Raw genomic sequence first — 26,432 nt, 5'->3', positions numbered from 1 at the left:
TAAGATGTTTCAAATTTCTCGATAAATATGATTGTCTAAAATTCATTTATAGGAGATGTTGAAAATGAGTAGCCATATTCAAATTTTTGATACAACACTAAGAGACGGCGAACAAACACCTGGCGTAAATTTTTCATTCGATGAAAGATTAAAGATTGCTAAACAACTTGAAAAATGGGGCGTAGACATTATTGAAGCAGGTTTCCCCGCTTCTAGTTCTGGTAGTTTCAAATCAGTTGAAGCTATTGCTAAAACATTAACTACTACCGCTGTCTGTGGCTTAGCACGTTGTGTAAAAAAAGACATAGATGCAGTATACGAATCAACTAAAGCAGCAGCTAAACCTAGGATTCATGTATTTATTGCAACAAGCCCTATCCATCGTGATTCAAAACTAATGATGTCAAAAGAAGAAGTATTAGCATCTATTAAGGAGCATGTTTCTTATGCTAAACAATATTTTGATGTTGTTCAGTTTTCACCAGAAGATGCAACAAGAACGGAATTACCATTTTTAATTGAATGTGTTCAAACAGCTGTTGATGCAGGCGCTAGTGTAATTAACATCCCTGATACTGTAGGTTTTAGCTATCCTAAAGAATATGGTGAAATTTTCAAAACGTTACAAGAATCTGTTCATGCTGATCATGATGTGATTTATAGCGCACATTGTCACGATGATTTAGGCCTAGCAGTAGCAAATAGTATGGCAGCAATAGAGAATGGCGCAAAACGTATTGAAGGCACGCTTAATGGTATTGGCGAACGTGCTGGTAATACAGCTTTAGAAGAAGTTGCACTGGGCCTTTATGTTAGACAAGATCATTATGATAATCAAACTCAAATTAATTTAGAAGAAACAAAACAAACATCTGATTTAATTGCTCGATTCGCAGGTATTCGAGTCCCAAGAAACAAAGCCATTGTTGGACAAAACGCATTTAGTCATGAATCAGGTATACACCAAGATGGCGTTCTTAAAAATCCAGAAACTTATGAAATTATGACACCTCAACTTGTCGGAGTTAAAACAACAGAATTACCACTTGGTAAACTTTCTGGTAAGCACGCTTTTGCAGAAAAACTAACTGCCCTAGGTTACGATGTTGATCCTGAAGAACAAAAAACTTTATTCAAACAATTTAAAACGGTCGCTGATAAGAAAAAAGCAGTAACTGATCGTGACATCCATGCTTTAATTCAAGGTACGGAACATGAACAAAATGCAATTTATAAAGTAGAGACACTTCAATTACAATTTGTTTCTAATGGTTTACAAAGTGCTGTCGTTGTAATTAAAGATATAGACGGTAATACGTACCAAGATTCAAGTATTGGAACAGGCTCCATTGTTTCTGTATACAACGCTGTTGATCGTATCTTTGATCGTAAAACAGAACTTATTGAATATCGCATAGACTCTGTTACTGAAGGCACAGATGCTCAAGCTGAAGTACATGTTCAGATTAAGATAGATGACCAAATTGTTACTGGTGTAGGTATTGACCACGATATCTTACTCGCTTCTTGTAAATCATATGTTGAAGCGCATGCGAAATATGTAGCTAATACAAAAGTGGAAGAAGGTATTCATTCATGAGTTATAAGATTGTAGCCCTTCCTGGAGACGGAATTGGACCAGAAATATTAAATGGTTCATTAGAAATATTACAACAGCTAAGTAAAGAATTTCATTTTGAATATGAATTAGAATCACATGACTTTGGCGGTATTGCTATAGATAATCATGGCAAACCACTTCCAGATTCCACATTAAATGCTTGTAAAAATGCAGACGCAATTCTATTAGGTGCTGTGGGGGGACCCAAGTGGACAGATCCAAATAATAGACCAGAACAAGGTTTACTTGGCATTCGTAAAGCTTTGGGTCTGTTTGCAAATATACGCCCCACTACAGTTACAAATGGCACAAGCCATTTATCCCCTATTAAAGAAGAACGTGTCGCAAATACAGATTTTATTTTAGTAAGAGAATTAACCGGTGGCATCTATTTTGGTGAACCAAAACAATTAAGTGAAAACGACGCACTGGATTCCTTGACTTATACTAGAGATGAAATCGAAAGAATTGCTAGAGTTGGTTTTGGATTAGCTCAAAAGCGTCATAAAAAGTTAACTTCAGTTGATAAAGAAAATGTACTTTCATCTAGTAAATTATGGCGAAATGTAATAAATGAAGTATCTCAATCATATCCTGATGTTGAGGTAAACCATTTACTCGTCGATGCTTGTGCCATGCACTTAATAACAAATCCATCACAATTTGATGTCATTGTGACAGAAAATTTATTTGGCGATATTTTAAGTGACGAAGCTTCAGTCATTCCTGGTTCTTTGGGATTATCACCTTCGGCAAGCTTTAGCGAACAAGGTCCAAGACTATATGAACCTATTCATGGTTCAGCTCCAGATATTGCAAATCAAGATATTGCCAATCCTTTTGGCATGTTACTATCCGTGGCAATGTGTCTTAGAGAAAGTCTAAATGAAGACAAAGCAGCAGATAAATTAGAAAATGTTATATATCAATTAATAAAAGAAGGAAAAACAACCCGTGATCTCAATGGTAATTATCTTACATCAGAAATTTTTAATTACGTCAAAGAAAATCTTTAAAAAGGAGGAGATGTCATATGGGTAAAACACTATTTGATAAAGTTTGGAACAAGCATGTCTTAACTGGTAAAGAAGGTGACCCACAATTATTATATATTGACCTACATCTAATACATGAAGTCACATCTCCTCAAGCTTTTGAAGGATTAAGACTACAAAATAGACAATTGCGTAGACCTGATTTAACCTATGCAACACTTGATCATAACGTGCCAACGGTCGATATTTTCAATATTAAAGATGAAATTGCAAACAAACAAATCACAACTTTACAAAAAAATGCAAAGGCCTTTGGTGTTCATATTTTTGATATGGGATCCGATGAACAAGGTATCGTTCATATGGTTGGCCCAGAAACAGGATTGACTCAACCAGGAAAAACCATCGTCTGCGGTGACTCACATACTGCGACTCATGGTGCTTTTGGTGCAATCGCTTTTGGTATTGGTACAAGTGAAGTTGAACACGTTTTTGCAACACAATCACTTTGGCAAACTAAACCTAAAAATTTAAAAATTGAAGTAAATGGTAAATTACCTACAGGTGTTTACGCAAAAGATATTATTTTGCATCTTATCAATCAACATGGTGTTGATTTCGGTACTGGTTATGCTCTAGAATTTTCTGGTGAAACAATTCGCAGTTTATCCATGGAAGCGAGAATGACAATTTGCAATATGGCTATAGAAGCTGGTGCAAAATACGGTATGATGGCTCCAGATGAAACAACTTTTAAGTATGTTAAAGGACGTCCTTATGCTACAAATTATAAATATGATATTGATGCATGGCGCGAACTATATACTGATGAAGATGCAGAATTTGATAGAGTGATCACATTAGATGTAACTGATCTAGAACCTCAAGTAACTTGGGGTACAAATCCTGAAATGGGTGTAAGTTTTAATACGCCCTTCCCTGAAATACAAAATGTAAATGATGAACGTGCTTATAATTACATGGGCCTTCAACCTGGTCAAAAAGCTGAGGACATAGACTTAGGTTATGTATTCTTAGGTTCTTGTACTAATGCTCGCCTTTCTGACTTGGTTGAAGCAAGTCACGTCGTTAAAGGGAATAAAGTACACCCAAACATTACTGCAATTGTTGTACCAGGTTCACGTACAGTTAAGATAGAAGCTGAAAAATTAGGTCTTGATAAAATATTTAAAGACGCTGGTTTTGATTGGAGAGAGCCTGGATGCTCCATGTGCCTAGGAATGAATCCAGACCAAGTGCCTAATGGTGTACATTGTGCTTCTACGAGTAACCGTAACTTTGAAGGACGACAAGGTAAAGGCGCTCGTACTCATTTAGTATCACCTGCAATGGCAGCAGCTGCTGCTATTAATGGAAAATTTGTAGATGTTAGAAAGGTGGTTGTATAAAATGGAAATCAAACCAATCACAACATACACTGGTAAAGTCGTACCACTTTTTAATGACAATATTGATACCGATCAAATTATTCCAAAAGTACATTTAAAACGTATTTCTAAGTCAGGTTTTGGACCTTTTGCATTTGATGAATGGCGCTATTTAGATGATGGTTCTGATAACCCGGATTTTAATCCTAATAAACCAGAATATAAAGATGCTTCAATTTTAATTACTGGTGAAAATTTTGGATGTGGATCCAGTCGTGAACATGCGGCATGGGCTATTAAAGACTATGGTTTTGACATTATTATCGCCGGTAGCTATAGTGATATTTTTTATATGAATTGTACTAAAAATGCAATGTTGCCTATTGTATTAGACAAAGAAGCAAGAGAGTATCTAGCAGATGCTGGAGAGATTACAATAGATTTACCAAATCAAACTGTTTCGACAAAAGATAAATCATTTGATTTTCAAATTGATGAAACATGGAAGAAAAAACTCGTCAATGGACTTGATGATATTGATATCACTTTACAGTTTGAAGATGCAATCAAAAATTACGAAGCAGCAAAAACATACTAATTAATACAAAAAGGGTGAAACTAATGACTGTAAAAACAACAGTTTCTTCAAAGGATATAGATGAAGCTTATTTACAATTAAAAGATATAGTTAAAGAGACACCATTACAAAAAGATCACTATTTATCACAAAAATATGATTGTAAGGTTTATTTAAAACGTGAAGATTTGCAATGGGTTAGGTCATTTAAACTCAGAGGTGCATATAACGCGATTATTGCTTTAGATGAAGCTGATCGTCAAAACGGTATCACGTGTGCAAGTGCGGGTAATCATGCACAAGGCGTAGCTTATACAGCTAGTAAATTAAACTTGAATGCTGTCATATTTATGCCAGTAACTACCCCACTTCAAAAAATTAACCAAGTGAAATTCTTTGGTGGCGACAATACTGAAGTCGTATTAACTGGTGATACTTTTGACGACTGCCTTAAAGAAGCCCTTGTTTATACTGAAGAAAATAAAATGAACTTTATTGACCCTTTTAATAATATTTATACTATTGCTGGTCAAGGCACATTAGCTAAAGAAATACTTGAACAATCTAAAGATAACGACATTCAATTCGATTATTTATTTGCTGCAATCGGTGGTGGCGGTTTAATTTCTGGAGTTGGTACTTATTTCAAAACGCATTCTCCAGAAACTTCAATTATAGGTGTTGAGCCTGCGGGTGCAGCAAGTATGTATACTTCAGTAGTATTGGAAAATCAACTAGTTACTTTACCAGATATTGATAAATTTGTAGATGGCGCATCTGTAGCGCGTGTTGGACAAATTACTTTTGATATTTCTAAAGATATCGTTGATGATTATATCCAAGTACATGAGGGTGCTGTTTGTTCAACTATTTTAGATATGTACTCTAAACAAGCTATTATTGCTGAACCTGCGGGTGCATTAAGTGTAGCTGCACTTGATCAATATCAAGCAGAAATCAAAGGAAAAACTGTTGTCTGTGTCGTTAGTGGTGGCAATAATGATATTAATCGTATGAAGGAAATTGAAGAACGTTCATTATTATTTGAAGAGATGAAGCATTACTTCATCCTAAATTTCCCGCAACGTCCAGGCGCATTAAGAGAATTTGTTAACGAAGTACTTGGTCCTAAAGATGATATTACGAAATTTGAATATCTCAAAAAATCTTCCCAAAATACTGGAACTGTAATTATAGGTATTCAGTTGAATAATCATAAAGATTTGGGACATTTAAAAGCAAATGTCGATGAATTTGATAAATCAAATATTTATATTAACGAAAATAAAATGTTATATTCATTGCTGATTTAAGCATTATAAGAGGCCTAATCCTTACTATATAGGGTTAGGCCTCTTTATATTTAAAATTATTTTGCAATTTTGATCGTACATTACTTGTTAGGTGTATGTTTGCTCCTGTAGTCGCACTCATTCTATTTACTGCAGTAAGTACGTTCATATATAGAGTGTCTTTCCAATTTATTGGATTTAGTTATTCTTACATACGAGTTTTGACTCGTATGTTCATTTAATCAATACCGCTTGTAAGCTCGCTTCGTCTTTTGCTCAGTTCGTCAGTTTCAAACGCTTTCTCATAATAGCTTATTTTAGGCTTTTCAGTTCTTCGAACTGGAGAAGTTAAGCCTTTTTTGACATAAAAAAAGAGACCTCTCGGCTCATCGCATCCTATTAATGCTGCCTGGCAACGTCCTACTCTTGCGGAACGTAAGTCGGCTACCATCGGCGCTAAGGAGCTTTTCCTATCATGAGGCAAGCGCTCGCATCTTTTCTCACTTTCACGCCTTCCTAGCTTACTTACCGCTTGTAAGCTCGCTTCGTCTTTTGCTCAGTTCGTCAGCTTCAAACGCTTTCTCATAATAGCTTATTTTAGGCTTTTCAGTTCTTCGAACTGGAGAAGTTAAGCCTTTTTTGACATAAAAAAAGAGACCTCTCGGTCTCGGCTCATCGCATCCTATTAATGCTGCCTGGCAACGTCCTACTCTTGCGGAACGTAAGTCCGACTACCATCGGCGCTAAGGAGCTTAACTTCTGTGTTCGGCATGGGAACAGGTGTGACCTCCTTGCCATTGTCACCAGACAATGAAATGTATGAAATTATACATTCAAAACTAGATAGTAAGTAAAATATGATTCAACCAAACAAAACATTTAAAATTTGATTAAGTCTTCGATCGATTAGTATTCGTCAGCTGCACATATCGCTATGCTTCCACCTCGAACCTATTAACCTCATCATCTTTGAGGGATCTTATAACCGAAGTTGGGAAATCTCATCTTGAGGGGGGCTTCATGCTTAGATGCTTTCAGCACTTATCCCGTCCATACATAGCTACCCAGCGATGCCGTTGGCACGACAACTGGTACACCAGAGGTATGTCCATCCCGGTCCTCTCGTACTAAGGACAGCTCCTCTCAAATTTCCTACGCCCACGACGGATAGGGACCGAACTGTCTCACGACGTTCTGAACCCAGCTCGCGTACCGCTTTAATGGGCGAACAGCCCAACCCTTGGGACCGACTACAGCCCCAGGATGCGATGAGCCGACATCGAGGTGCCAAACCTCCCCGTCGATGTGAACTCTTGGGGGAGATAAGCCTGTTATCCCCGGGGTAGCTTTTATCCGTTGAGCGATGGCCCTTCCATGCGGAACCACCGGATCACTAAGTCCGTCTTTCGACCCTGCTCGACTTGTAAGTCTCGCAGTCAAGCTTCCTTATGCCTTTACACTCTATGAATGATTTCCAACCATTCTGAGGAAACCTTTGAGCGCCTCCGTTACTCTTTAGGAGGCGACCGCCCCAGTCAAACTGCCCATCTGACACTGTCTCCCACCATGATAAATGGTGCGGGTTAGAAATCCAACACAGCGAGGGTAGTATCCCACCAACGCCTCCACGTAAGCTAGCGCTCACGTATCTCAGGCTCCTACCTATCCTGTACAAGCTGTGCCGAATTTCAATATCAGACTACAGTAAAGCTCCACGGGGTCTTTCCGTCCTGTCGCGGGTAACCTGCATCTTCACAGGTACTATGATTTCACCGAGTCTCTCGTTGAGACAGTGCCCAAATCGTTACGCCTTTCGTGCGGGTCGGAACTTACCCGACAAGGAATTTCGCTACCTTAGGACCGTTATAGTTACGGCCGCCGTTTACTGGGGCTTCGATTCGTAGCTTCGCAGAAGCTAACCACTCCTCTTAACCTTCCAGCACCGGGCAGGCGTCAGCCCCTATACATCACCTTACGGTTTAGCAGAGACCTGTGTTTTTGATAAACAGTCGCTTGGGCCTATTCACTGCGGCTCTCCTGGGCGTTAACCCTAAAGAGCACCCCTTCTCCCGAAGTTACGGGGTCATTTTGCCGAGTTCCTTAACGAGAGTTCGCTCGCTCACCTTAGAATTCTCATCTTGACTACCTGTGTCGGTTTGCGGTACGGGCACCACAATTCTAGCTAGAGGCTTTTCTTGGCAGTGTGAAATCAACGACTCGAGGAAACAATTTCCTCTCCCCATCACAGCTCAATCTTAAGAGTGCCGGATTTGCCTAACACTCAATCTCACTGCTTGGACGTACAATCCAATCGTACGCTTCGCCTATCCTACTGCGTCCCCCCATCGCTTAAAACGAATAATGGTGGTACAGGAATATCAACCTGTTATCCATCGCCTACGCCTATCGGCCTCAGCTTAGGACCCGACTAACCCAGAGCGGACGAGCCTTCCTCTGGAAACCTTAGTCAATCGGTGGACGGGATTCTCACCCGTCTTTCGCTACTCACACCGGCATTCTCACTTCTAAGCGCTCCACATGTCCTTGCGATCATGCTTCAACGCCCTTAGAACGCTCTCCTACCATTGTCCTTACGGACAATCCACAGCTTCGGTAATATGTTTAGCCCCGGTACATTTTCGGCGCAGTGTCACTCGACTAGTGAGCTATTACGCACTCTTTAAATGATGGCTGCTTCTAAGCCAACATCCTAGTTGTCTGGGCAACGCCACATCCTTTTCCACTTAACATATATTTTGGGACCTTAGCTGGTGGTCTGGGCTGTTTCCCTTTCGAACACGGACCTTATCACCCGCGTTCTGACTCCCAAGTTAAATTGATTGGCATTCGGAGTTTGTCTGAATTCGGTAACCCGATAAGGGCCCCTCGTCCAAACAGTGCTCTACCTCCAATAATCATCACTTGAGGCTAGCCCTAAAGCTATTTCGGAGAGAACCAGCTATCTCCAGGTTCGATTGGAATTTCTCCGCTACCCACAACTCATCCGCTCACTTTTCAACGTAAGTCGGTTCGGTCCTCCATTCAGTGTTACCTGAACTTCAACCTGGTCATGGGTAGATCACCTGGTTTCGGGTCTACGACCAAATACTCAACGCCCTATTCAGACTCGCTTTCGCTACGGCTCCACATTCACTGCTTAACCTTGCATCAAATCGTAACTCGCCGGTTCATTCTACAAAAGGCACGCCATCACCCATTAACGGGCTCTGACTACTTGTAAGCACACGGTTTCAAGTTCTATTTCACTCCCCTTCCGGGGTACTTTTCACCTTTCCCTCACGGTACTGGTTCACTATCGGTCACTAGAGAGTATTTAGCCTTGGGAGATGGTCCTCCCAGATTCCGACGGAATTTCTCGTGTTCCGTCGTACTCAGGATCCACTCAAGAGTGAACAAACTTTCGACTACAGGATTATTACCTTCTTTGATTCATCTTTCCAGATGATTCGTCTAGTCTGTTCTTTTGTAACTCCGTATAGAGTGTCCTACAACCCCAACAAGCAAGCTCGTTGGTTTGGGCTCTTCCCGTTTCGCTCGCCGCTACTCAGGGAATCGATTTTTCTTTCTCTTCCTGCGGGTACTAAGATGTTTCAGTTCTCCGCGTCTGCCTTCAGATATGCTATGTATTCACATATCGATAACACGACATAACTCGTGCTGGGTTTCCCCATTCGGAAATCTCTGGATCAAAGCTTACTTACAGCTCCCCAAAGCATATCGTCGTTAGTAACGTCCTTCGTCGGCTTCTAGTGCCAAGGCATCCACCGTGCGCCCTTAATAACTTAATCTTTTTTGACTTTCAACACGAACAAGTCGGTTGAAAACCCAAAATGTTATTAATCTGTGAGTGTTCTTTCGAACACTAGCGATTATTTCTTTTTGAATTCAAAGCTTGTTAAAAAACTCTAATTCACTCGGTTTTGCTTGGTAAAATCATAAATTTTACTTACTTATCTAGTTTTCAATGTACAAAATTATGCAATGAATACTCCAATGAGCATTCAAAACTGAATACAATATGTCAATGTTATTCCTACATCTTCGTAAGAAGATGTTCCGAATATATCCTTAGAAAGGAGGTGATCCAGCCGCACCTTCCGATACGGCTACCTTGTTACGACTTCACCCCAATCATTTGTCCCACCTTCGACGGCTAGCTCCATAAATGGTTACTCCACCGGCTTCGGGTGTTACAAACTCTCGTGGTGTGACGGGCGGTGTGTACAAGACCCGGGAACGTATTCACCGTAGCATGCTGATCTACGATTACTAGCGATTCCAGCTTCATGTAGTCGAGTTGCAGACTACAATCCGAACTGAGAACAACTTTATGGGATTTGCATGACCTCGCGGTTTAGCTGCCCTTTGTATTGTCCATTGTAGCACGTGTGTAGCCCAAATCATAAGGGGCATGATGATTTGACGTCATCCCCACCTTCCTCCGGTTTGTCACCGGCAGTCAACCTAGAGTGCCCAACTTAATGATGGCAACTAAGCTTAAGGGTTGCGCTCGTTGCGGGACTTAACCCAACATCTCACGACACGAGCTGACGACAACCATGCACCACCTGTCACTTTGTCCCCCGAAGGGGAAGGCTCTATCTCTAGAGTTTTCAAAGGATGTCAAGATTTGGTAAGGTTCTTCGCGTTGCTTCGAATTAAACCACATGCTCCACCGCTTGTGCGGGTCCCCGTCAATTCCTTTGAGTTTCAACCTTGCGGTCGTACTCCCCAGGCGGAGTGCTTAATGCGTTAGCTGCAGCACTAAGGGGCGGAAACCCCCTAACACTTAGCACTCATCGTTTACGGCGTGGACTACCAGGGTATCTAATCCTGTTTGATCCCCACGCTTTCGCACATCAGCGTCAGTTACAGACCAGAAAGTCGCCTTCGCCACTGGTGTTCCTCCATATCTCTGCGCATTTCACCGCTACACATGGAATTCCACTTTCCTCTTCTGCACTCAAGTTTCCCAGTTTCCAATGACCCTCCACGGTTGAGCCGTGGGCTTTCACATCAGACTTAAGAAACCGCCTACGCGCGCTTTACGCCCAATAATTCCGGATAACGCTTGCCACCTACGTATTACCGCGGCTGCTGGCACGTAGTTAGCCGTGGCTTTCTGATTAGGTACCGTCAAGACGTGCACAGTTACTTACACATTTGTTCTTCCCTAATAACAGAGTTTTACGAGCCGAAACCCTTCATCACTCACGCGGCGTTGCTCCGTCAGGCTTTCGCCCATTGCGGAAGATTCCCTACTGCTGCCTCCCGTAGGAGTCTGGACCGTGTCTCAGTTCCAGTGTGGCCGATCACCCTCTCAGGTCGGCTACGTATCGTCGCCTTGGTAAGCCGTTACCTTACCAACTAGCTAATACGGCGCGGGTCCATCTATAAGTGATAGCAAAACCATCTTTCACTTTAGAACCATGCGGTTCCAAATGTTATCCGGTATTAGCTCCGGTTTCCCGAAGTTATCCCAGTCTTATAGGTAGGTTACCCACGTGTTACTCACCCGTCCGCCGCTAACGTCAAAGGAGCAAGCTCCTTATCTGTTCGCTCGACTTGCATGTATTAGGCACGCCGCCAGCGTTCATCCTGAGCCAGGATCAAACTCTCCATAAATGAATTATGATGTTTGATTAGCTCATAAAATACTAATTTGTGTTATCTCTAACACTTGTTTTGAACCAACAATTTAATGTTGTGTTCGGAATTAACGTTGACATATTGCAATTCAGTTTTCAATGTTCATTTAAATTTCTATTGGAGCGGGTGATGGGAATCGAACCCACAACATCAGCTTGGAAGGCTGAGGTTTTGCCATTAAACTACACCCGCATATTTATTCATTAAAGGTATTTGATGCGGCCGAGAGGATTTGAACCTCCACGGGAATACTCCCACTAGGCCCTCAACCTAGCGCGTCTGCCGTTCCGCCACGGCCGCTTAGCAAAACGGTTAATTTGTTTCTCGTTCATTAAGTAACAAATAATATTGTAATATATTCTTAATCATTTGTCAACAACTTTTTAAATTGTATTTAACAAAATTAATGTTTCCTTAACCAAAGTTGCTATTAATTTCGCAACGTTTAATATCATATAATATATTTCGCTCATCGTCAATGAATAAACAAAACTAAAAAGAGTAAATTAACAAGATTAATTAATTAAACTTTCTAATTTGGTGAAAGTACACACAAAATACTCTATTTTTTCCTTAATCATTGCTAAAAATCTTCCATAAAATACATTCTATATATAAATAATGAACGCCTATCGACTAAATTATCGATAGGCGTTCATTATTTATAAGTATATTAGTTGTTTAATTCTTTCAGTTTTCCATTACATTTTCCACAAACCATTTTATTTGTATCGACTTTTCTTATTCTTGGAAATCTAGACGCACATTTTTGACATTGATATATATAATTAACTCGATCTTCATATTTTTCAATTGCAGAACAAAATCTAGGTGCACCTGTTTGTTGGCACAGACGTTTAAAATCTTTATCTTTATGTTGGTATCCTTTCTTCTGTAAGTGCAAATGATAATGACATAATTCGTGCTTAATAATATCAATGATAGCTGATTCACCAAACTTAGCAAATTGCTTTTCATTCACTTCTATATTGTGTGAACTTAATAAATAGCGACCACCAGTCGTTCTTAAACGCTTATTGAAATATGCTTTATGTTTAAATGGCATTTTAAAATACTTTAACGAGATTGTCTCTGTTAATTTTTGTAATGCACTGTTATCCATTTGGATCAATCATTGTTAATGATACTTTACCTTTTTTATCATCAATATCTAATATCCATACATCTACAATATCACCAACACTTACAATATCCATTGGGTTTTTAACAAACTTCTTAGCAAGCTTTGATACGTGTACGAGTCCATCTTGTTTTACCCCAATATCTACAAATGCACCAAAATCAACCACGTTCCTTACAGTCCCACTAAGTTTCATGTTTTTAGTTAAGTCTTCAATAGATAGTACATCAGATTTTAAAATAGGAGTTTCGAATTCATCTCTTGGATCTCTATTAGGTGCAATCAATGAGTTAATAATATCTTCAAGTGTCGGTTGACCAATATTTAACTTTTCTGCCATTGCCACAATATCAATTTTGTTCAAGGCAAGTTTAAGTTTTTCCGTTCCTAAATCATGTGTAGTCATTTCAATTTCAGTTAATAATTGATTTGCTACATTATAACTTTCTGGATGAATCGAAGTATTGTCTAAGGGTTCTTTACCACCTACGATTCTCATAAATCCAATACTTTGTTCAAATGTTTTCGCACCTAATCTTTTAACTTTAGCAATTTCTTTATTATGCGTTATAGCACCATTCTCTTCTCTATAATCTATAATATTTTGTGCAATTGTGGGCGTTAAACCTGATACATATTGTAGTAATGAACGTGAAGCAGTATTCACATCAACCCCCACTTGGTTAACCGCAGTTTCAACAACAAATGACAATGCACCTTCTAATGACTTTTGGTTAACATCATGTTGATATTGACCAACGCCGATAGATTTTGGATCTATTTTCACTAATTCACTCAATGGATCTTGTACTCTTCTACCTATCGAAACAGCACTACGCTCCTCAACTTGAAAATCTGGGAATTCATTTCTTGCCACTTCCGATGCAGAGTATACAGATGCCCCCGCTTCATTAACAATGATAAATTGAACGTTTAATTGGTGTTCTTGTATCATTGAAGCAACAAATTGTTCAGTTTCACGGCTCGCTGTACCATTACCGATAGCTATTAATTCGACATCATATGTTTTAACGAAGTCCACAAATATTTTTTCAGCATCTTCTTTTTTATTTACTGGAGGATGAGGATACATGACTCCTTTAGCTACAAATGTACCAAATGGATTAATGACTGCAAGTTTACAACCTGTTCTAAAAGCGGGATCAATACCAAGTATTTGCTTTCCTTTCATAGGTGGTTGTAATAACAAGTTTCTCAAATTTTCACTAAATACATCGATTGCATGATTTTCAGCTTTTTCAGTTAAATCACTTCTTATTTCTCTTTCGATCGATGGCATGATTAATCTTTTCAAACTATCTTTAATAGCATCTATAATGACATAGGTACCATTATGTTCAGATGATATTTCTTTGCTTCTAATAAAATTTTCTATCCCTTGTATATCCATTTCTATTTTAACTGATAAAACCTTTTCTTTTTCACCACGATTAACTGCAAGCACTCGATGATTGGCGATTTTTTTAATCGGTTCGGTATAATCATAATACATAGAAAAAATTTCTTTCTCATCTTCTGCATGCTTTTTCTTTTGCGTTATAATATTGCCCTGTTGAAATGTATCTTTAAGTATTTTACTTCTATATATAGGTTTATCTGAAACAATTTCTGCAATGATATCTTGAGCGCCTTTGATTGCATCTTCTACACTTGTGACTTCATCGTTAATAAATTGTTGTGCTTTCGTTTCAACAGATGTGTCTATATTTGTTTGTTGTAACCATTGCGCAAATGGCTCTAATCCTTTTCGTTTTGCCTCAGTTGCTCTTGTTTTCTTTTTCTGTTTGAACGGTCTGTATAAATCTTCTACTCTTTGTAATTTTGTTTGTTTTAAAATATCACTTTTCAAATCCGAAGTTAATAAGCCTTGTTCTTCGATATTATTAATAACTTCTTCTTTTCTCTTCTGTAGATTTACCATATATTGATATTCATCATCAATTTGTTTAATTTCTACTTCATCCAAACCACCTGTTTGCTCTTTTCTATAACGAGCTATAAAGGGTACTGTATTTTTATCTTCTAATAAAGATAAAACAGCATTAATTTGCTTGGTTGTGAAGCTATATTTATCTCTGATTGATTGAATTAAATTACTATCCATGAAATCCTCCGCTTATCATTATGTAATATTATTTTGTTAATAAATACATTTTAACATATCTGTATCACATGACTCTCTCAGAATCATCAATACAATTAAAAAAGCAGATTCCATAAAATTCGAAATCTGCCTTGTCTATATATTCAATTTATTTATTTGCTGCTTCCTGTAATTTCTTAATCGCTGTTCTCTGCAATCTTGATACATGCATTTGACTTAAGCCAATTCGTTCTCCTGTTTCTTTTTGGCTTAAACCTTCAATAAAAGTACATTGAATAATTTGTCTTTCTCGTTCTGAAAGTATTGGAAGTATTTTTTCCAATATCATCCTTTTTTCTGTTAAATCATAATTATCATCTTGTTGACCCATGATATCTAGTAAAGTTACAGTCGAACCGTCTTTATCTGCTTCAATAGAATGATCTACGCTCAACGCATTGTAGCTTTGACCCATTTCCATTGCTTCAAGCACATCTTCTTCATTCACTTCTAATCGATCTGCAATTTCAGTAATAGAAGGTGAACGTTCGAGTTCATTTGTTAATTCATCTGTAACTTTCTTAATTCGTGGTCCAATTTCTTTGATTCTTCTAGGTACATGAACACTCCATGTTTTATCACGCAAATAGCGTTTAATCTCACCAATCACAGTTGGTACTAAAAAGGCTTCAAACTTTCTATCAAAGGACAAGTCAAATCGATTGATTGCACCGATTAAACCAACCATACCAACCTGAACGAGGTCTTCGTGATGAGATTGACCTTTAGAATATTTATATGCCAAGGATTCGATTAACTTTCTATAATGTCTTACAAGTTGATCTTGTGCATCTGTATTTTCATTGTTTTGATGCTGCATAATCCATTGGTTTATTTGTTCAGGTGATACATCATTAACTGATTTCGACTCTCTCGCCATTATTTCGCACCTGCTCTTTTTTAATATACTTTATCATACTGATTGTCACACCTGATTGTTTATCAACTGTAACCTCATCCATTAAAGATTCAATTAAAAACAGACCCAAACCGCCTTCTCTAAGGAAGTCTATGTTTTCATTTTCTTTATATGGTCCTAATTTTGCTTTTGTTTCTTCATAATCGAAACTATCACCTTGATCAGAAATAATAATTTTAATTTTATCATCGAAGATTTCGAAGCAAAGATTAATCATCCCCACTTGATTGTAATCATCTTTATAAGCGTGTTTCACTGCATTAGTCACTGCTTCGCTGACAGCAATTTTAGCATCTTCTATATCATCATATGACGCACCTGCTCTTGAAAATACGCCGGATAATGTCAAACGAATTAAACTTACATATTCTGCGGATGCTGGTAAACGCATTTCTATATAATCTTGTTTAAATTGCATGTTATTCGACCTCCGTTCCTTCATTAACATGCATCAAATCTTTTAATCCAGTTATATCAAAAAGACGACTTATTCGATCTGAAACACCTAATATATATAATTCTTTATCGTTTTGGTTTAATGCTTTTAATGTACCTACAAATAAACCTAATCCTGTTGAATCCATGTAACTCACATTTTCTAAATTCACATAGATATCGTGTGTTCCCTCTTGTCTCATTGGAACTAAGACTTCTTCTAATTCAGGAACTGTATATACATCCAGTTCACCGCCAACTTTCACCTCATAATGTGAATCATGAGTTACAGTCTCAATATTAAGCTTCATAACATTACACTCCTAATTATAGTCTCATTAATAACTTTTATACCCTTAAATTTAAATTTTAAATCTAAACACTAAAAACTAATTTACTCTTTTAATGATTAATATCGTTAAATCATCTCTTTTATCTGGGTTTTGTATTTTTAATATGGCTTCATATAATAATTGCACAATATCTTGAGGGTGCATATGTTTATATTTATGAATCATATCTAATAAATGTTGTTTGTCTAAAAAGTCGCCCGCTTCATTTCTGACTTCAGTTACGCCATCTGTAAAAATAATAACTAAATCATCTAAATAAATAGGTATTTCTTGTTGCTTATAACGTGTTTGTTGACTCACACCAAGTACTCTTCCTCGAACTCCCATTTCCTCAAATGTTTCTGTTTCAGCTCGATAAATATAACCTGGTTCATGGCCTGCAGAACTACAATATAATAAATGATTTAATTCTTCATATAAGCCATAAAACATTGTTACGAACATATTTTGATTCACATTTTTTTCAACAACTCGGTTCAGTCGTTTTAAACCATCACTTGGTAATTGTGAATGACCATATGAATCCATTCCAAATTTAATCATACTCATAGCTAATGCAGCTGGGATACCTTTGCCAATGACATCCGCAACAGCGAAACTCATCGTGCCATCTTTATGATCAATTAAGTTAAAATAATCACCGCTTACTTTTTGCGCTGCAACTGAAATGACACCGATTTGTATACTATCAAATTGAGGTATATCTGTTTTTAACATGGTTTGCTGCAGACGTGAAGCTAAATCTATTTCTTTATCGTGATACTGTAATCTGTCCACTAATTGTTTATAGTCTCTATAACTATAACCAAATCCTTTAACAATTTCTTTTAACACATTAAAGGTTTTCAAAATTTGTGCTTCACTTAAATTTTGACCTTTTATATAATCTTTATGTATTTGAACGATATCTTCGGGCAAAATATCTTTTTTTATAACTTCTTCAGTAAAACCTTCACACTTCTTTATTAAATCGCTTGTATCAATCGTGTGTAAGCTTTCATCAATTAGCGCTTTATATTGATTTTTGAATTCTTTCACGCAGTAATTCCTCCTCAAAATGCAAATATAAATCGCATACATTGAATGCAACATATTCAAATGTTCTGTATGTATGTCAATCGCTCCATTGAATAAAACAACTTTAATTGTTAAATATTCATGCATCTTTTATTAAATGTACTTTAGATACTTAAAAAAGCTTTAGGAAACCCTAAAGCTTTTAAATTAGACATCTTATTCAAAGGTCACAACCATTTATTAAAAGCAATCTTGGTTAAAATTGATTAATTCATTAATAAATGATTATTGCATGTTATAGAGAATCAATGTCTATAATTCACTATTTTATTAACTTATTAGCTAAACCTTTGAAAATCAGGATTTGTGACTCCTAATAGTATGTAATCCTAAACTAATATCAATGGCATTATTAACTTCTTTCATTTTTTTATCAGAAAGATAAGTTAATTTTTCTTTCAGCCTATTTTTATCTAAAGTTCTAATCTGCTCTAGCAATATAACAGAATCTTTATCTAATTTATATTTACTTTTTTCTATTTCTACATGTGTAGGTATTTTAGCTTTATTTATCCTACCAGTAATTGCGGCTACAATTACGGTAGGACTATATTTATTACCAGTATCGTTTTGTATAATTACGACAGGTCTTATTCCCCCTTGTTCAGACCCCTGGACTGGTGATAAATCAGCTAAAAAAACGTCACCACGTCTCATCATTCATTATTATTCTTGGAGCTAATATATACTTCGTTGCAATCACAAGCTTCACATTCAAACGGAAATGCTTCTGCTGCGAGGGAGAGGTTCAAATCAGCCATTTGAGAATAGCCTTCTTTTAAAAGTTGTTCTATACTATGAATTCTACTTTGGTTGAAACTTGCCATGAATAAAGACCTCCATGTAACTATAATATAAATCTTCGAGATTGGTTGTTAGATACATGATAACAAATTTTACAAACAGTGACTATACTATTTTAGTAATTCATTGCGAATTTCTAGGTCTTTAGAACTATGGTAAACACGTGGTAGTCTTCTACTCAAGCGACATAACACTTCATAATTTATGGTTTGTTGATGATGCGCCAGCTCTTCGGCTGATTGTGGGGTATCGCTGTGATGATCCATTATGATTACTTTATCCCCAACTTGAATCTCATCAGGAATTTTAATAATTGTTTGATCCATGCACACTTTTCCTATGACTTCACATTGTTTGCCATTCACATTCACTGAGAAACCTTTCATCATTCTAGGATAACCATCCGCATAACCTACTGGAATGACACCAATTTTAGTTATTTCGTCAGCCGTATATACACTACCATAACTGACTGATTCACCTGCATGAAGTAATTTCGTCTGTACAATTTCACTTATCCACTGTGCACTTGGTTTTAAATGCACTTTCACATTTGATTTAACATAAGCGGATGGATAATAGCCATATAGGGAAATACCTACTCTAACTGCGTTACAAAATTGTGTGTCTTTCATCAAAGCACCAGCAGAATTTTGTGAATGTATATAATCTGGTTTATCGGCTTGTCCAACGATTTCTTCAAACATTGTTTGTTGGCGGTTCATTGAGTCGCCAGGTTCATCTGCACATGCGAAATGCGTAAATACACCTTCAAATATTAAATGGCTATGGCCATTAATAAGCTCTATGACTTCTTTGTATTCTTCTGCTGTCTTCATACCTAATCTACCCATACCCGTGTCTAATTTTACGTGTATCCATAAATCTTTTTCATTTGATTCTGGAATTTCTTTCACGGCTTCTACTAGCCATGATTTTGATGGTACAGTGATTGCAACACGATGTTGAATCGCTTTATTAATATGCTCCGTTGGAATAACGCCTAAAACTAAAATCTTAGCATCAATGCCATGCATACGTAATTCAATCGCTTCATCCAAAGTTGCTACAGCAAAAAACTCAGCACCATTATCCATGAGCTGTCTTGCTACCTTAATACTTCCAAGGCCATAACCATTTGCTTTCACTACTGGCATAACCGTCTTATTTGGATGTAATTTTTGAAAGACTTGAAAATTTGCAACGATTGCATTTAAATCTACATTGACGTAAGTCGATCTATAATACTTATCAGACATAAAGCACGTACCTCCTATATCAGTTCATAACCTGGTTAATAAATATATTATCTTAATTTTATAACAATACAGATAATATATCCAAATTTAATAAACTGAAATCACCTAAATTAATTTAAACCTCTAAAATAACCTGACTCATTGCATAGTGTTCTGTATGCGAAATACTCACATGTACTTTGTACCCCTCATAATGTATGCAAGGCTTACCATCTTCATCATTAACACAATCAATATCCGTGAAAGATACTGTTTTTCCTAAACCACTACCTAAAGCTTTACTAAACGCTTCTTTCGTTGCAAATCGACCAGCTAAAAATTCCATTTTTCGTTGTTCATTATTAAATTGATTAAACTTATGTTGTTCATTTATTGTTAAAATGCGATCAACCAGTTTCGATTGACGTTTATAAAGATTCTTTATTCTACTTATTTCAATTAAATCGACACCTATACCGTGTATCATTTCCGTCTCCTACCTCCCATATAACGTCTTTATACTAACGCTATCTTGTTATATGGCTTTCGTTTAATGATTTGTGTTTTCTATAGCACTATCTTGATTCACTTGTTTTATAGTTTGTTTTAACTTAGCGGCTACCTCTTTATTGACCAGTTTAATTTCAGTATTTCCTCCAGCTGTAGACAATGTTAAACTTGCTAACTGATATTTTCTCATTAAAATACCTTCGTGTGTGTCAACGTTTTGTATTCTGAATAAAGGCATCTTCACAACTTTTACAAACCACAAACCATTTCTAACCGTTATCGTGTGATCTTCTATATTATATTTAAATATTTTATAACGATATTTGGGTATAATAACCAATTCGACAATAATATACAGCAATATGATTACTGCACCGATAATTAAAATCCATTTCATTGTTTCTTGTGCAAACCACTCGAGCCACAAATGATTTACTAAATAAAACGCTACTAATAAAACACATAATATCACAGTAACAATTGACGCTGCTATGCGCATGACTGTTTTACCAGATGCGTGCATATACTGATAATTACTCATTTTGTTCACCTCTCAAATACCATGATTGTAAGGATTTAACTCGTTGATATGCATTGAATTTCAACCCAATATGTTCATTACCAGCAGCTTTTGCAATAATAAAATTAAAATTACCTAAGTCACTATTAATTAAAAATGGGGTACGTCGTACTTCTAGTCCTAATATTTTATCTTGTTTGAAATAAGTATTTTTAAATCCAAATAAAGTGACATTACGTACTACAAGTTCATCTTCAACTAATTTCATACCAGAAAATTTAGTCACAAGGTAACTACGCACAATAAAAATTAATATAATAACTCCTGCAATTAAAAAGGCCCATGCCGCCCAAAAATAATTAATTACCGCAGCTACCATGATAAGTAACAAAGCTTGTTTCCAAAAATGGCGATGAAAACCTCTCCACGGCATACCTACTGTTGCTTTTTCAAACGTCATATTCGGCATTAAAGTTTTAATAATTTCAAATGCTTTTTTACGCTTAATGAAAGGAAGTATCATCACATTGCCATCTAAGGATACGTCATCTTTATCCATATCATTCATATCACTTGTTATTACAAAATGAATGGATGTATACCCAAACAATTTTCTAAGAAATGATTGCTTTTCAACGACAGCCTGTACCCTATCTGTGGGAACGGTAATATTTTTAACATTAAATAGTCCATACTTAATATTTAATTGATTACCATGCTTCGTCACCGTGTAATTAAAGTTGCGTACAATAACAATTAATGTCCCGATGATATAACTCGCAATGGCAATGGTCGCAACCATCATTAAGACAATGACAAAAATTGCTTGTGAAATTTGTGAGAACTCATCAGTTATCCAATCCCATGGAATAACGTCTGACAATCCCCCAATTATCGGAGAAAGTGCAGCGAAGGCAACACCAATGGCTCCACTCGTTAATGCCATAAATAACAATTCTTTAAAATTCAATTTATATAAAAACTTAACTTCATCTTTAGCATTTGTTTCATTTGTCGTTACATTGATATCATCGTTCGTCAATTCTGAATCATCGATCTCTTGTGTAGATACAGGATCTACTGCTTGTGCTTCGCTAGTAGATAGTTCATGTTGCTTTTCCTTTAAAGTTTGTTGTATCCATTCGCTCTGTTTTTTAGAAACAGTATCCAAATCAATTCCATCACTTGGGGTTTTAATCTGTAATTTAACACCGCCAACGATTTGATTTATGATGCCTTGCGTTGTATCAAGTGTTTGGATACGTCGTATATTGAGCTCTTTTCTTTCTTTGGTAAAAATACCTGTAGCAAGTACAAAGTGGTCATTTTCAATCCAATATCTTGTGTTATATACTTTTAAAACCTGAGCTATGAATGAAAAAAGAAATAATATGGTTACAATACCTGGGAAAATATAAGCATAAATATTAGTGAAATCAAAATCACGAATATTAAACACTAGAAAAATAATGATTAAAACGATATTTTGTTTGATTGCTTCGATCACACCCGTTATATATGAAATTGGATGTAATTTTTGAGGACTATACATCATAATCAGCTCCTCTCAAATAATCAAGACTTATCGCTTCAAATGTTTCTGCATCTTTAATGCTAAGTAATGGGAATGTTGCATGATGACCAGCAGTCACTAATGATGCTTTAGCTAAACCTAACCTTTTCAGTATTGGATTATATTTACGTTCTATATATTGCATACGTTCTAATTTTACGAATTTTTGTGATTTGAAGAAAAAATCATATTTAACTTCTATATCATTTTCACCAATTCGATAATATGTATAATGGTACTTAATCCAAGGTCCAAATGCAGCATAAACTATATCTATTAAGATAAGAAAAATGAATATATAAATTAAAAAGTGCCACCAATTAAAATGGCTCCATAAGAATATTAATACCATCATAACGATCAAATGCACTATAAATTCTAGTCCTTCTATTAAATAATAATATTTTATAGCTTCTTTTGGACTTTTTTTAAAGAGCTGGTCGTTTGTCATAAATACACTCCTTCATTAAGATTTCCCCCATTATAACACAGGGTATAGTGCGCATTCATCCTCACTTCAAAATATGTATCAACACAATTAAAATATTAAAGTATTTTATTCTTTCATTCCCATCTAAACTCCATTTAACATAAAAAAATCACCCCAAATAAATGGAGTGATTAAACCTAAATTTCATATATGATAAATCGTTTTATTTTTTATGGTCTGCAAACGTGCGACCTTTCATTGATTTCTTGTTATTGTTTCTGTCAGAAGAAGGTCTATCATTTTTCTTCTTATTGTTGAATCCGCCTTTACCTGAACGACGGTTCTTGTTATCAAACTTGCCGCCAGCACGTTTATGGTTACCGCCACGTTTTGGTCCACCTTTACCTTGACGACCTTTACCGCGAGATAATGGTTTTTCAAATGTTAATTGAACATCAACTTCGTCGTTTGATTCGACTAGCTCTTGTAATAATGACGCGATTAAATCCACATCATTATATTCACCAAGTAACTCTGTAGCAATACGTTGTAATCTTGGTTCATTGTCTCTTGACATCCAGTTTTGTACTTTACCTTTAATATCGTTTTCACGTGCTTTTAACACTTCTTTACGATGAGGCGGTCTTAAAGCTGTCATTTGGCGTTTGTTTGCTTGTTCAATTTGACGAATATAATCCATCTCAATTGGATTTACAAATGTGATTGCAACACCTTTTTTACCAGCACGACCAGTACGACCAATTCTGTGCGTATAACTTTCAGTATCTTGAGGGATATCAAAGTTGTATACGTGACTTACACCTGAAATATCAAGTCCTCTTGCCGCAACATCTGTTGCAACTAAAATATCTAATTGATCATTTTTGAATTTTTTCAATACTTCTAAACGTTTAGCTTGAGTGATATCACCATGTAATCCTTCAGCTTTGTATCCTTTTGAGATTAACGCGCTTGTTAATTCATCAACACGACGTTTTGTACGTCCGAATACGATAGCTAATTCTGGTTGGTGTACATCTAAGAAACTTGTAAAAGTATCAAATTTCTCTAATTCTTTTACGATAGTATAATATTCTTCAATTTGTGGATCTGACATTTCATTATTCATCGTTTTAACGATAACTGGTGATTTCATGAATTGTTGAACCAATGTTTGAATTGCTTTAGGCATAGTAGCTGAGAACAACATTGTTTGACGTTGTTCAGCTGGAATTTTGTCCATGATGAATTTCATATCATCAATGAATCCCATATTCATCATTTCATCCGCTTCATCTAGGATAAGCGTATGAATATCATTCGTTTTTAATGTACGACGGTTTAAATGGTCAATTACACGACCTGGTGTACCTACTACGATTTGTGGACCTTTTTTAAGTGCTTTAATTTGACGGTCGATTGGCATACCACCAAATACAGTAACAACTTGAATATTTTGTCCTTTAGCGAATGCTTTTAATGATTCAGCAACTTGCATTGCTAACTCTCTTGTTGGTGCAAGGATTAATGATTGTACACCTTCTTGGTCTGCCACTTTTTCAATTAATGGAATACCAAACGCACCTGTTTTACCTGTACCTGTTTGCGCTTGACCAAGAACATCTTTGCCTTCTAAGGCAAGAGGGATACTCTCTTTTTGAATAGGAGTGGCCTCATTGAACCCCATGGATTGTAGGGTTTCTGCCATCTTATCTGAGATCCCTAATTCTTTAAAATTTTGCAATATAATTCTCCTTTATTTATCTGTATTTCTATACATATATGTTCACTTAAGTTTCTTCAACTTCTTTATAGTACCACCTCAAGTGCATAATCGCAATAAACCAAATTAGAATAAATTGAGTGAATCTCTCGTAATCATCACGTTTTCTCAGCTTATAAACGCCGAAATACATAGGTTGTAAGCGTTTAATTTTATTTTTTCATATTACTTTTTACTTTCTGAAAAAAATTTGTTAATTTATTTATTCTGTTAATGATTAAATTATTCCACTTAATTATTATGACTTAAGCATTTTTATAAAATGATATTATGAAGTATGATTCATAAACCAAACTATTTTCCATACAAATCTTTTAGCCTATGCAAATTTTAAAGAAAATAATAATTAAGCATGACATTTTAATAAAATGAAATTTTTGATTCACCTTATCTTAGTAAAATAATAACTGATTAATATAAAAGCACTTAGTTTCATAAAATATCATTTTATATTTAAAACTGTCTACCGCATTATTCAGTTGATTTGGTCATTATCTCATATAATAAAGAACCCAAGACGATTGTACGTCCCGGGTTCTTTGAGCTCAATAATATATTGATTCCATATTTATGGTAGTTAATCGTTTTAAATTAACGCTTCCACCACTTCTTCTAATTTCATTCCTCTTGATCCTTTGACTAATACTTTGTCATTCGCTTGAACATAACCTTTTAATGAACGAATAAGGTCTGCTTTTTCTTTAAAAGCTTCAGACTTTTTAACGAAAGCTTTACCAGTATGACTAATGTGAGCCGCCTCATTACCAAGCGTAAATAATGCGTCAATATCTTTGTCTTCAAAATATAGTCCTACAGCTTCATGCATGATTTGACTATCAGGACCTAATTCTAATACATCGCCAAGGACAATAATTTTTCTACCTTCCATGCCAGAAAGTGTGTCTATGGCCGCTTTCATACTCGTTGGACTTGCATTATAAGCATCATTAATGACAAGTATTTCATCTTTTGTATGATGTTGTTCCATTCTCATGCCAGTAAGCACGACATTTTTCAAATTATTGAAAATAGTTTGGTATGTTAAATTTAATCTCTTACCTACTACAATAGCAATCGTAGCATTTTTCATATTATGTTCACCTAAGATAGGAAGTTCATAATGTTCATCATGATTAATTGTGAATGCAATACCATGATCTTTGATTGTTTCAATAGTACTTACCAGCGTATTATCAGAATTTTTACCAAAACTTACTAAATCAGCATTTTGTATTTCGTTAGCATACGGTTCTAGTAATGGTTCGTCACCGTCATAGATAAATAAGCCTCCTGGTTTTAAACCAAGTGTAATTTCTGATTTAGCTTTAGCAATACCTTCTCTTGACCCTAAATCTTGCATATGAGACTCACCAATATTAGTGATTATGGCAATATCGGGTTGAGCTAATTTAGATAATAATTCAATTTCGTGGAAACCTGACATGCCCATTTCAAGAATGGAAATTTCAGTATCAATATCTAATTGTAAAATGGTTAATGGCATACCTATTTCATTATTATAGTTTCCTTGCGTCTTTTTAACTTTAAATTGTGGTTTCAAGACACTTTCAATCATATCTTTCGTTGTTGTTTTACCATTAGAACCAGTAACTGCAATGACTTGTGGATTGACAAATTCTAAATATGCTTTTGCTAAATGTTGTAAAGCTTCTAATGTGTCATCGACCCATATAATAGGTCCATCAATATTTTCGTCTAACGGTTCACCTTTTTGATAAAATGCAGCACCTGCACCATCTTTAAGTGCTTGTGCTACATATTTATGGCCATCTACATGTTCGCCTTTAAATGGAATAAATAAATTTTGATTGTGAATGTCACGTGAATCAATAGAAACACCTTTAATACCATGATCCATAAATTCATTTTCTATTTCACATGGAATCCATGTTTTAATTTGTTCTAACGTTACCTCTATCAT

20 protein-coding genes, 2 tRNA genes and 3 rRNA genes are annotated in these 26,432 nt (G+C 36.1%); 5 read left to right on the top strand and 20 right to left on the bottom strand.

Translation table 11 applies throughout. The features are described from left to right. The first annotated feature begins 64 nt into the window (after positions 1-64). From ACM6UH_RS05115 to ilvA, 5 genes are read left to right on the top strand one after another with little or no spacing between them, the layout of a single operon-like run. Positions 65-1,600, top strand: coding sequence for a 2-isopropylmalate synthase (locus tag ACM6UH_RS05115; protein ID WP_011302712.1), 1,536 nt, complete (start codon positions 65-67; stop codon positions 1,598-1,600). Next, entirely contained in the window at positions 1,597-2,637 is a 1,041-nt protein-coding gene (leuB, locus tag ACM6UH_RS05110; RefSeq protein WP_048787271.1) for a 3-isopropylmalate dehydrogenase, read from the top strand. The genes ACM6UH_RS05115 and leuB overlap by 4 nt, the downstream gene beginning before the upstream one ends. Before the next feature lie 17 nt (positions 2,638-2,654). Continuing rightward, positions 2,655-4,025, top strand: coding sequence for a 3-isopropylmalate dehydratase large subunit (gene leuC, locus ACM6UH_RS05105; RefSeq protein WP_433912009.1), 1,371 nt, complete (start codon positions 2,655-2,657; stop codon positions 4,023-4,025). 1 nt (position 4,026) lies between these two features. Continuing rightward, complete coding sequence (gene leuD / locus ACM6UH_RS05100; RefSeq protein WP_002482760.1) at positions 4,027-4,602, top strand: 3-isopropylmalate dehydratase small subunit; 576 nt, start codon at positions 4,027-4,029, stop codon at positions 4,600-4,602. Between the two features lie 23 nt (positions 4,603-4,625). Next, positions 4,626-5,894 carry a threonine ammonia-lyase IlvA gene (ilvA, locus tag ACM6UH_RS05095; protein ID WP_048787272.1) on the top strand — a complete coding sequence of 423 codons (1,269 nt, stop codon included), beginning with the start codon at positions 4,626-4,628 and terminating at the stop codon, positions 5,892-5,894. 672 nt (positions 5,895-6,566) lie between these two features. Here ilvA and rrf read toward each other — a convergent pair. The 20 genes from rrf to ACM6UH_RS04995 all read right to left on the bottom strand — a co-directional run bounded on the left by rrf (position 6,567) and on the right by ACM6UH_RS04995 (position 26,432). Continuing rightward, a 5S ribosomal RNA gene (rrf, locus tag ACM6UH_RS05090) occupies positions 6,567-6,681 on the bottom strand. A 78-nt stretch (positions 6,682-6,759) separates the two neighbouring features. Then, positions 6,760-9,682: ribosomal RNA gene (locus tag ACM6UH_RS05085) — 23S ribosomal RNA — on the bottom strand. A 284-nt stretch (positions 9,683-9,966) separates the two neighbouring features. Further along, positions 9,967-11,519 (bottom strand): 16S ribosomal RNA (locus ACM6UH_RS05080). The 16S, 23S and 5S rRNA genes sit together here with 2 tRNA genes alongside, the layout of an rRNA operon. A gap of 142 nt (positions 11,520-11,661) precedes the next feature. Next, positions 11,662-11,735: transfer RNA gene (locus tag ACM6UH_RS05075), tRNA-Gly, on the bottom strand. 25 nt (positions 11,736-11,760) lie between these two features. After that, a tRNA-Leu gene (locus tag ACM6UH_RS05070) sits at positions 11,761-11,843 on the bottom strand. Positions 11,844-12,216: 373 nt separating this feature from the next. Then, positions 12,217-12,666 carry a SprT family protein gene (locus ACM6UH_RS05065; protein WP_041784782.1) on the bottom strand — a complete coding sequence of 150 codons (450 nt, stop codon included), beginning with the start codon at positions 12,664-12,666 and terminating at the stop codon, positions 12,217-12,219. Continuing rightward, positions 12,659-14,809 (bottom strand): Tex family protein, encoded by a 2,151-nt coding sequence (locus ACM6UH_RS05060; protein WP_061050526.1) that lies wholly within the window; start codon positions 14,807-14,809, stop codon positions 12,659-12,661. The genes ACM6UH_RS05065 and ACM6UH_RS05060 overlap by 8 nt, the downstream gene beginning before the upstream one ends. Before the next feature lie 148 nt (positions 14,810-14,957). Continuing rightward, positions 14,958-15,728: an RNA polymerase sigma factor SigB gene (sigB, locus tag ACM6UH_RS05055; RefSeq protein WP_002482756.1), complete on the bottom strand. Its 771-nt coding sequence runs from the start codon at positions 15,726-15,728 to the stop codon at positions 14,958-14,960. Beyond that, on the bottom strand, positions 15,703-16,185 hold the full coding sequence (rsbW, locus tag ACM6UH_RS05050) for an anti-sigma B factor RsbW (protein ID WP_002482755.1): 483 nt from the start codon (positions 16,183-16,185) through the stop codon (positions 15,703-15,705). Before rsbW ends, sigB begins: the two co-directional genes overlap by 26 nt. Before the next feature lies 1 nt (position 16,186). After that, positions 16,187-16,513, bottom strand: a complete 327-nt coding sequence (locus ACM6UH_RS05045) for an anti-sigma factor antagonist (protein ID WP_011302705.1) — start codon at positions 16,511-16,513, stop codon at positions 16,187-16,189. A 78-nt stretch (positions 16,514-16,591) separates the two neighbouring features. Then, positions 16,592-17,635: a SpoIIE family protein phosphatase gene (locus ACM6UH_RS05040; protein ID WP_206170445.1), complete on the bottom strand. Its 1,044-nt coding sequence runs from the start codon at positions 17,633-17,635 to the stop codon at positions 16,592-16,594. A 294-nt stretch (positions 17,636-17,929) separates the two neighbouring features. Continuing rightward, positions 17,930-18,292 carry a type II toxin-antitoxin system PemK/MazF family toxin gene (locus ACM6UH_RS05035; protein WP_433912008.1) on the bottom strand — a complete coding sequence of 121 codons (363 nt, stop codon included), beginning with the start codon at positions 18,290-18,292 and terminating at the stop codon, positions 17,930-17,932. Next, on the bottom strand, positions 18,289-18,459 hold the full coding sequence (gene mazE / locus ACM6UH_RS05030; RefSeq protein ID WP_037538046.1) for a type II toxin-antitoxin system antitoxin MazE: 171 nt from the start codon (positions 18,457-18,459) through the stop codon (positions 18,289-18,291). The genes ACM6UH_RS05035 and mazE overlap by 4 nt, the downstream gene beginning before the upstream one ends. An 87-nt stretch (positions 18,460-18,546) precedes the next feature. Next, positions 18,547-19,695 (bottom strand): alanine racemase, encoded by a 1,149-nt coding sequence (gene alr / locus ACM6UH_RS05025; RefSeq protein WP_061050525.1) that lies wholly within the window; start codon positions 19,693-19,695, stop codon positions 18,547-18,549. Positions 19,696-19,810: 115 nt separating this feature from the next. After that, complete coding sequence (acpS, locus tag ACM6UH_RS05020; protein WP_002482750.1) at positions 19,811-20,161, bottom strand: holo-ACP synthase; 351 nt, start codon at positions 20,159-20,161, stop codon at positions 19,811-19,813. 63 nt (positions 20,162-20,224) lie between these two features. Beyond that, a complete protein-coding gene (locus tag ACM6UH_RS05015; RefSeq protein ID WP_061050524.1) occupies positions 20,225-20,725 on the bottom strand; it encodes a PH domain-containing protein in 501 nt (166 codons plus the stop codon). Then, positions 20,718-22,256 carry a PH domain-containing protein gene (locus ACM6UH_RS05010; RefSeq protein WP_047503187.1) on the bottom strand — a complete coding sequence of 513 codons (1,539 nt, stop codon included), beginning with the start codon at positions 22,254-22,256 and terminating at the stop codon, positions 20,718-20,720. Before ACM6UH_RS05010 ends, ACM6UH_RS05015 begins: the two co-directional genes overlap by 8 nt. Continuing rightward, positions 22,249-22,728, bottom strand: coding sequence for a PH domain-containing protein (locus ACM6UH_RS05005; RefSeq protein WP_011302698.1), 480 nt, complete (start codon positions 22,726-22,728; stop codon positions 22,249-22,251). The genes ACM6UH_RS05010 and ACM6UH_RS05005 overlap by 8 nt, the downstream gene beginning before the upstream one ends. A gap of 202 nt (positions 22,729-22,930) precedes the next feature. Next, positions 22,931-24,451, bottom strand: coding sequence for a degradosome RNA helicase CshA (cshA, locus tag ACM6UH_RS05000; protein ID WP_433912006.1), 1,521 nt, complete (start codon positions 24,449-24,451; stop codon positions 22,931-22,933). A gap of 625 nt (positions 24,452-25,076) precedes the next feature. Further along, entirely contained in the window at positions 25,077-26,432 is a 1,356-nt protein-coding gene (locus ACM6UH_RS04995; RefSeq protein WP_047503189.1) for a UDP-N-acetylmuramoyl-tripeptide--D-alanyl-D-alanine ligase, read from the bottom strand.

Source organism: Staphylococcus sp. LKG4-2, assembly GCF_050955665.1.
In the GTDB taxonomy this organism is placed as follows: domain Bacteria; phylum Bacillota; class Bacilli; order Staphylococcales; family Staphylococcaceae; genus Staphylococcus; species Staphylococcus saprophyticus.
Note: the sequence above shows the minus strand (reverse complement) of the source record. Positions and strands in the feature narration are given on the sequence as shown.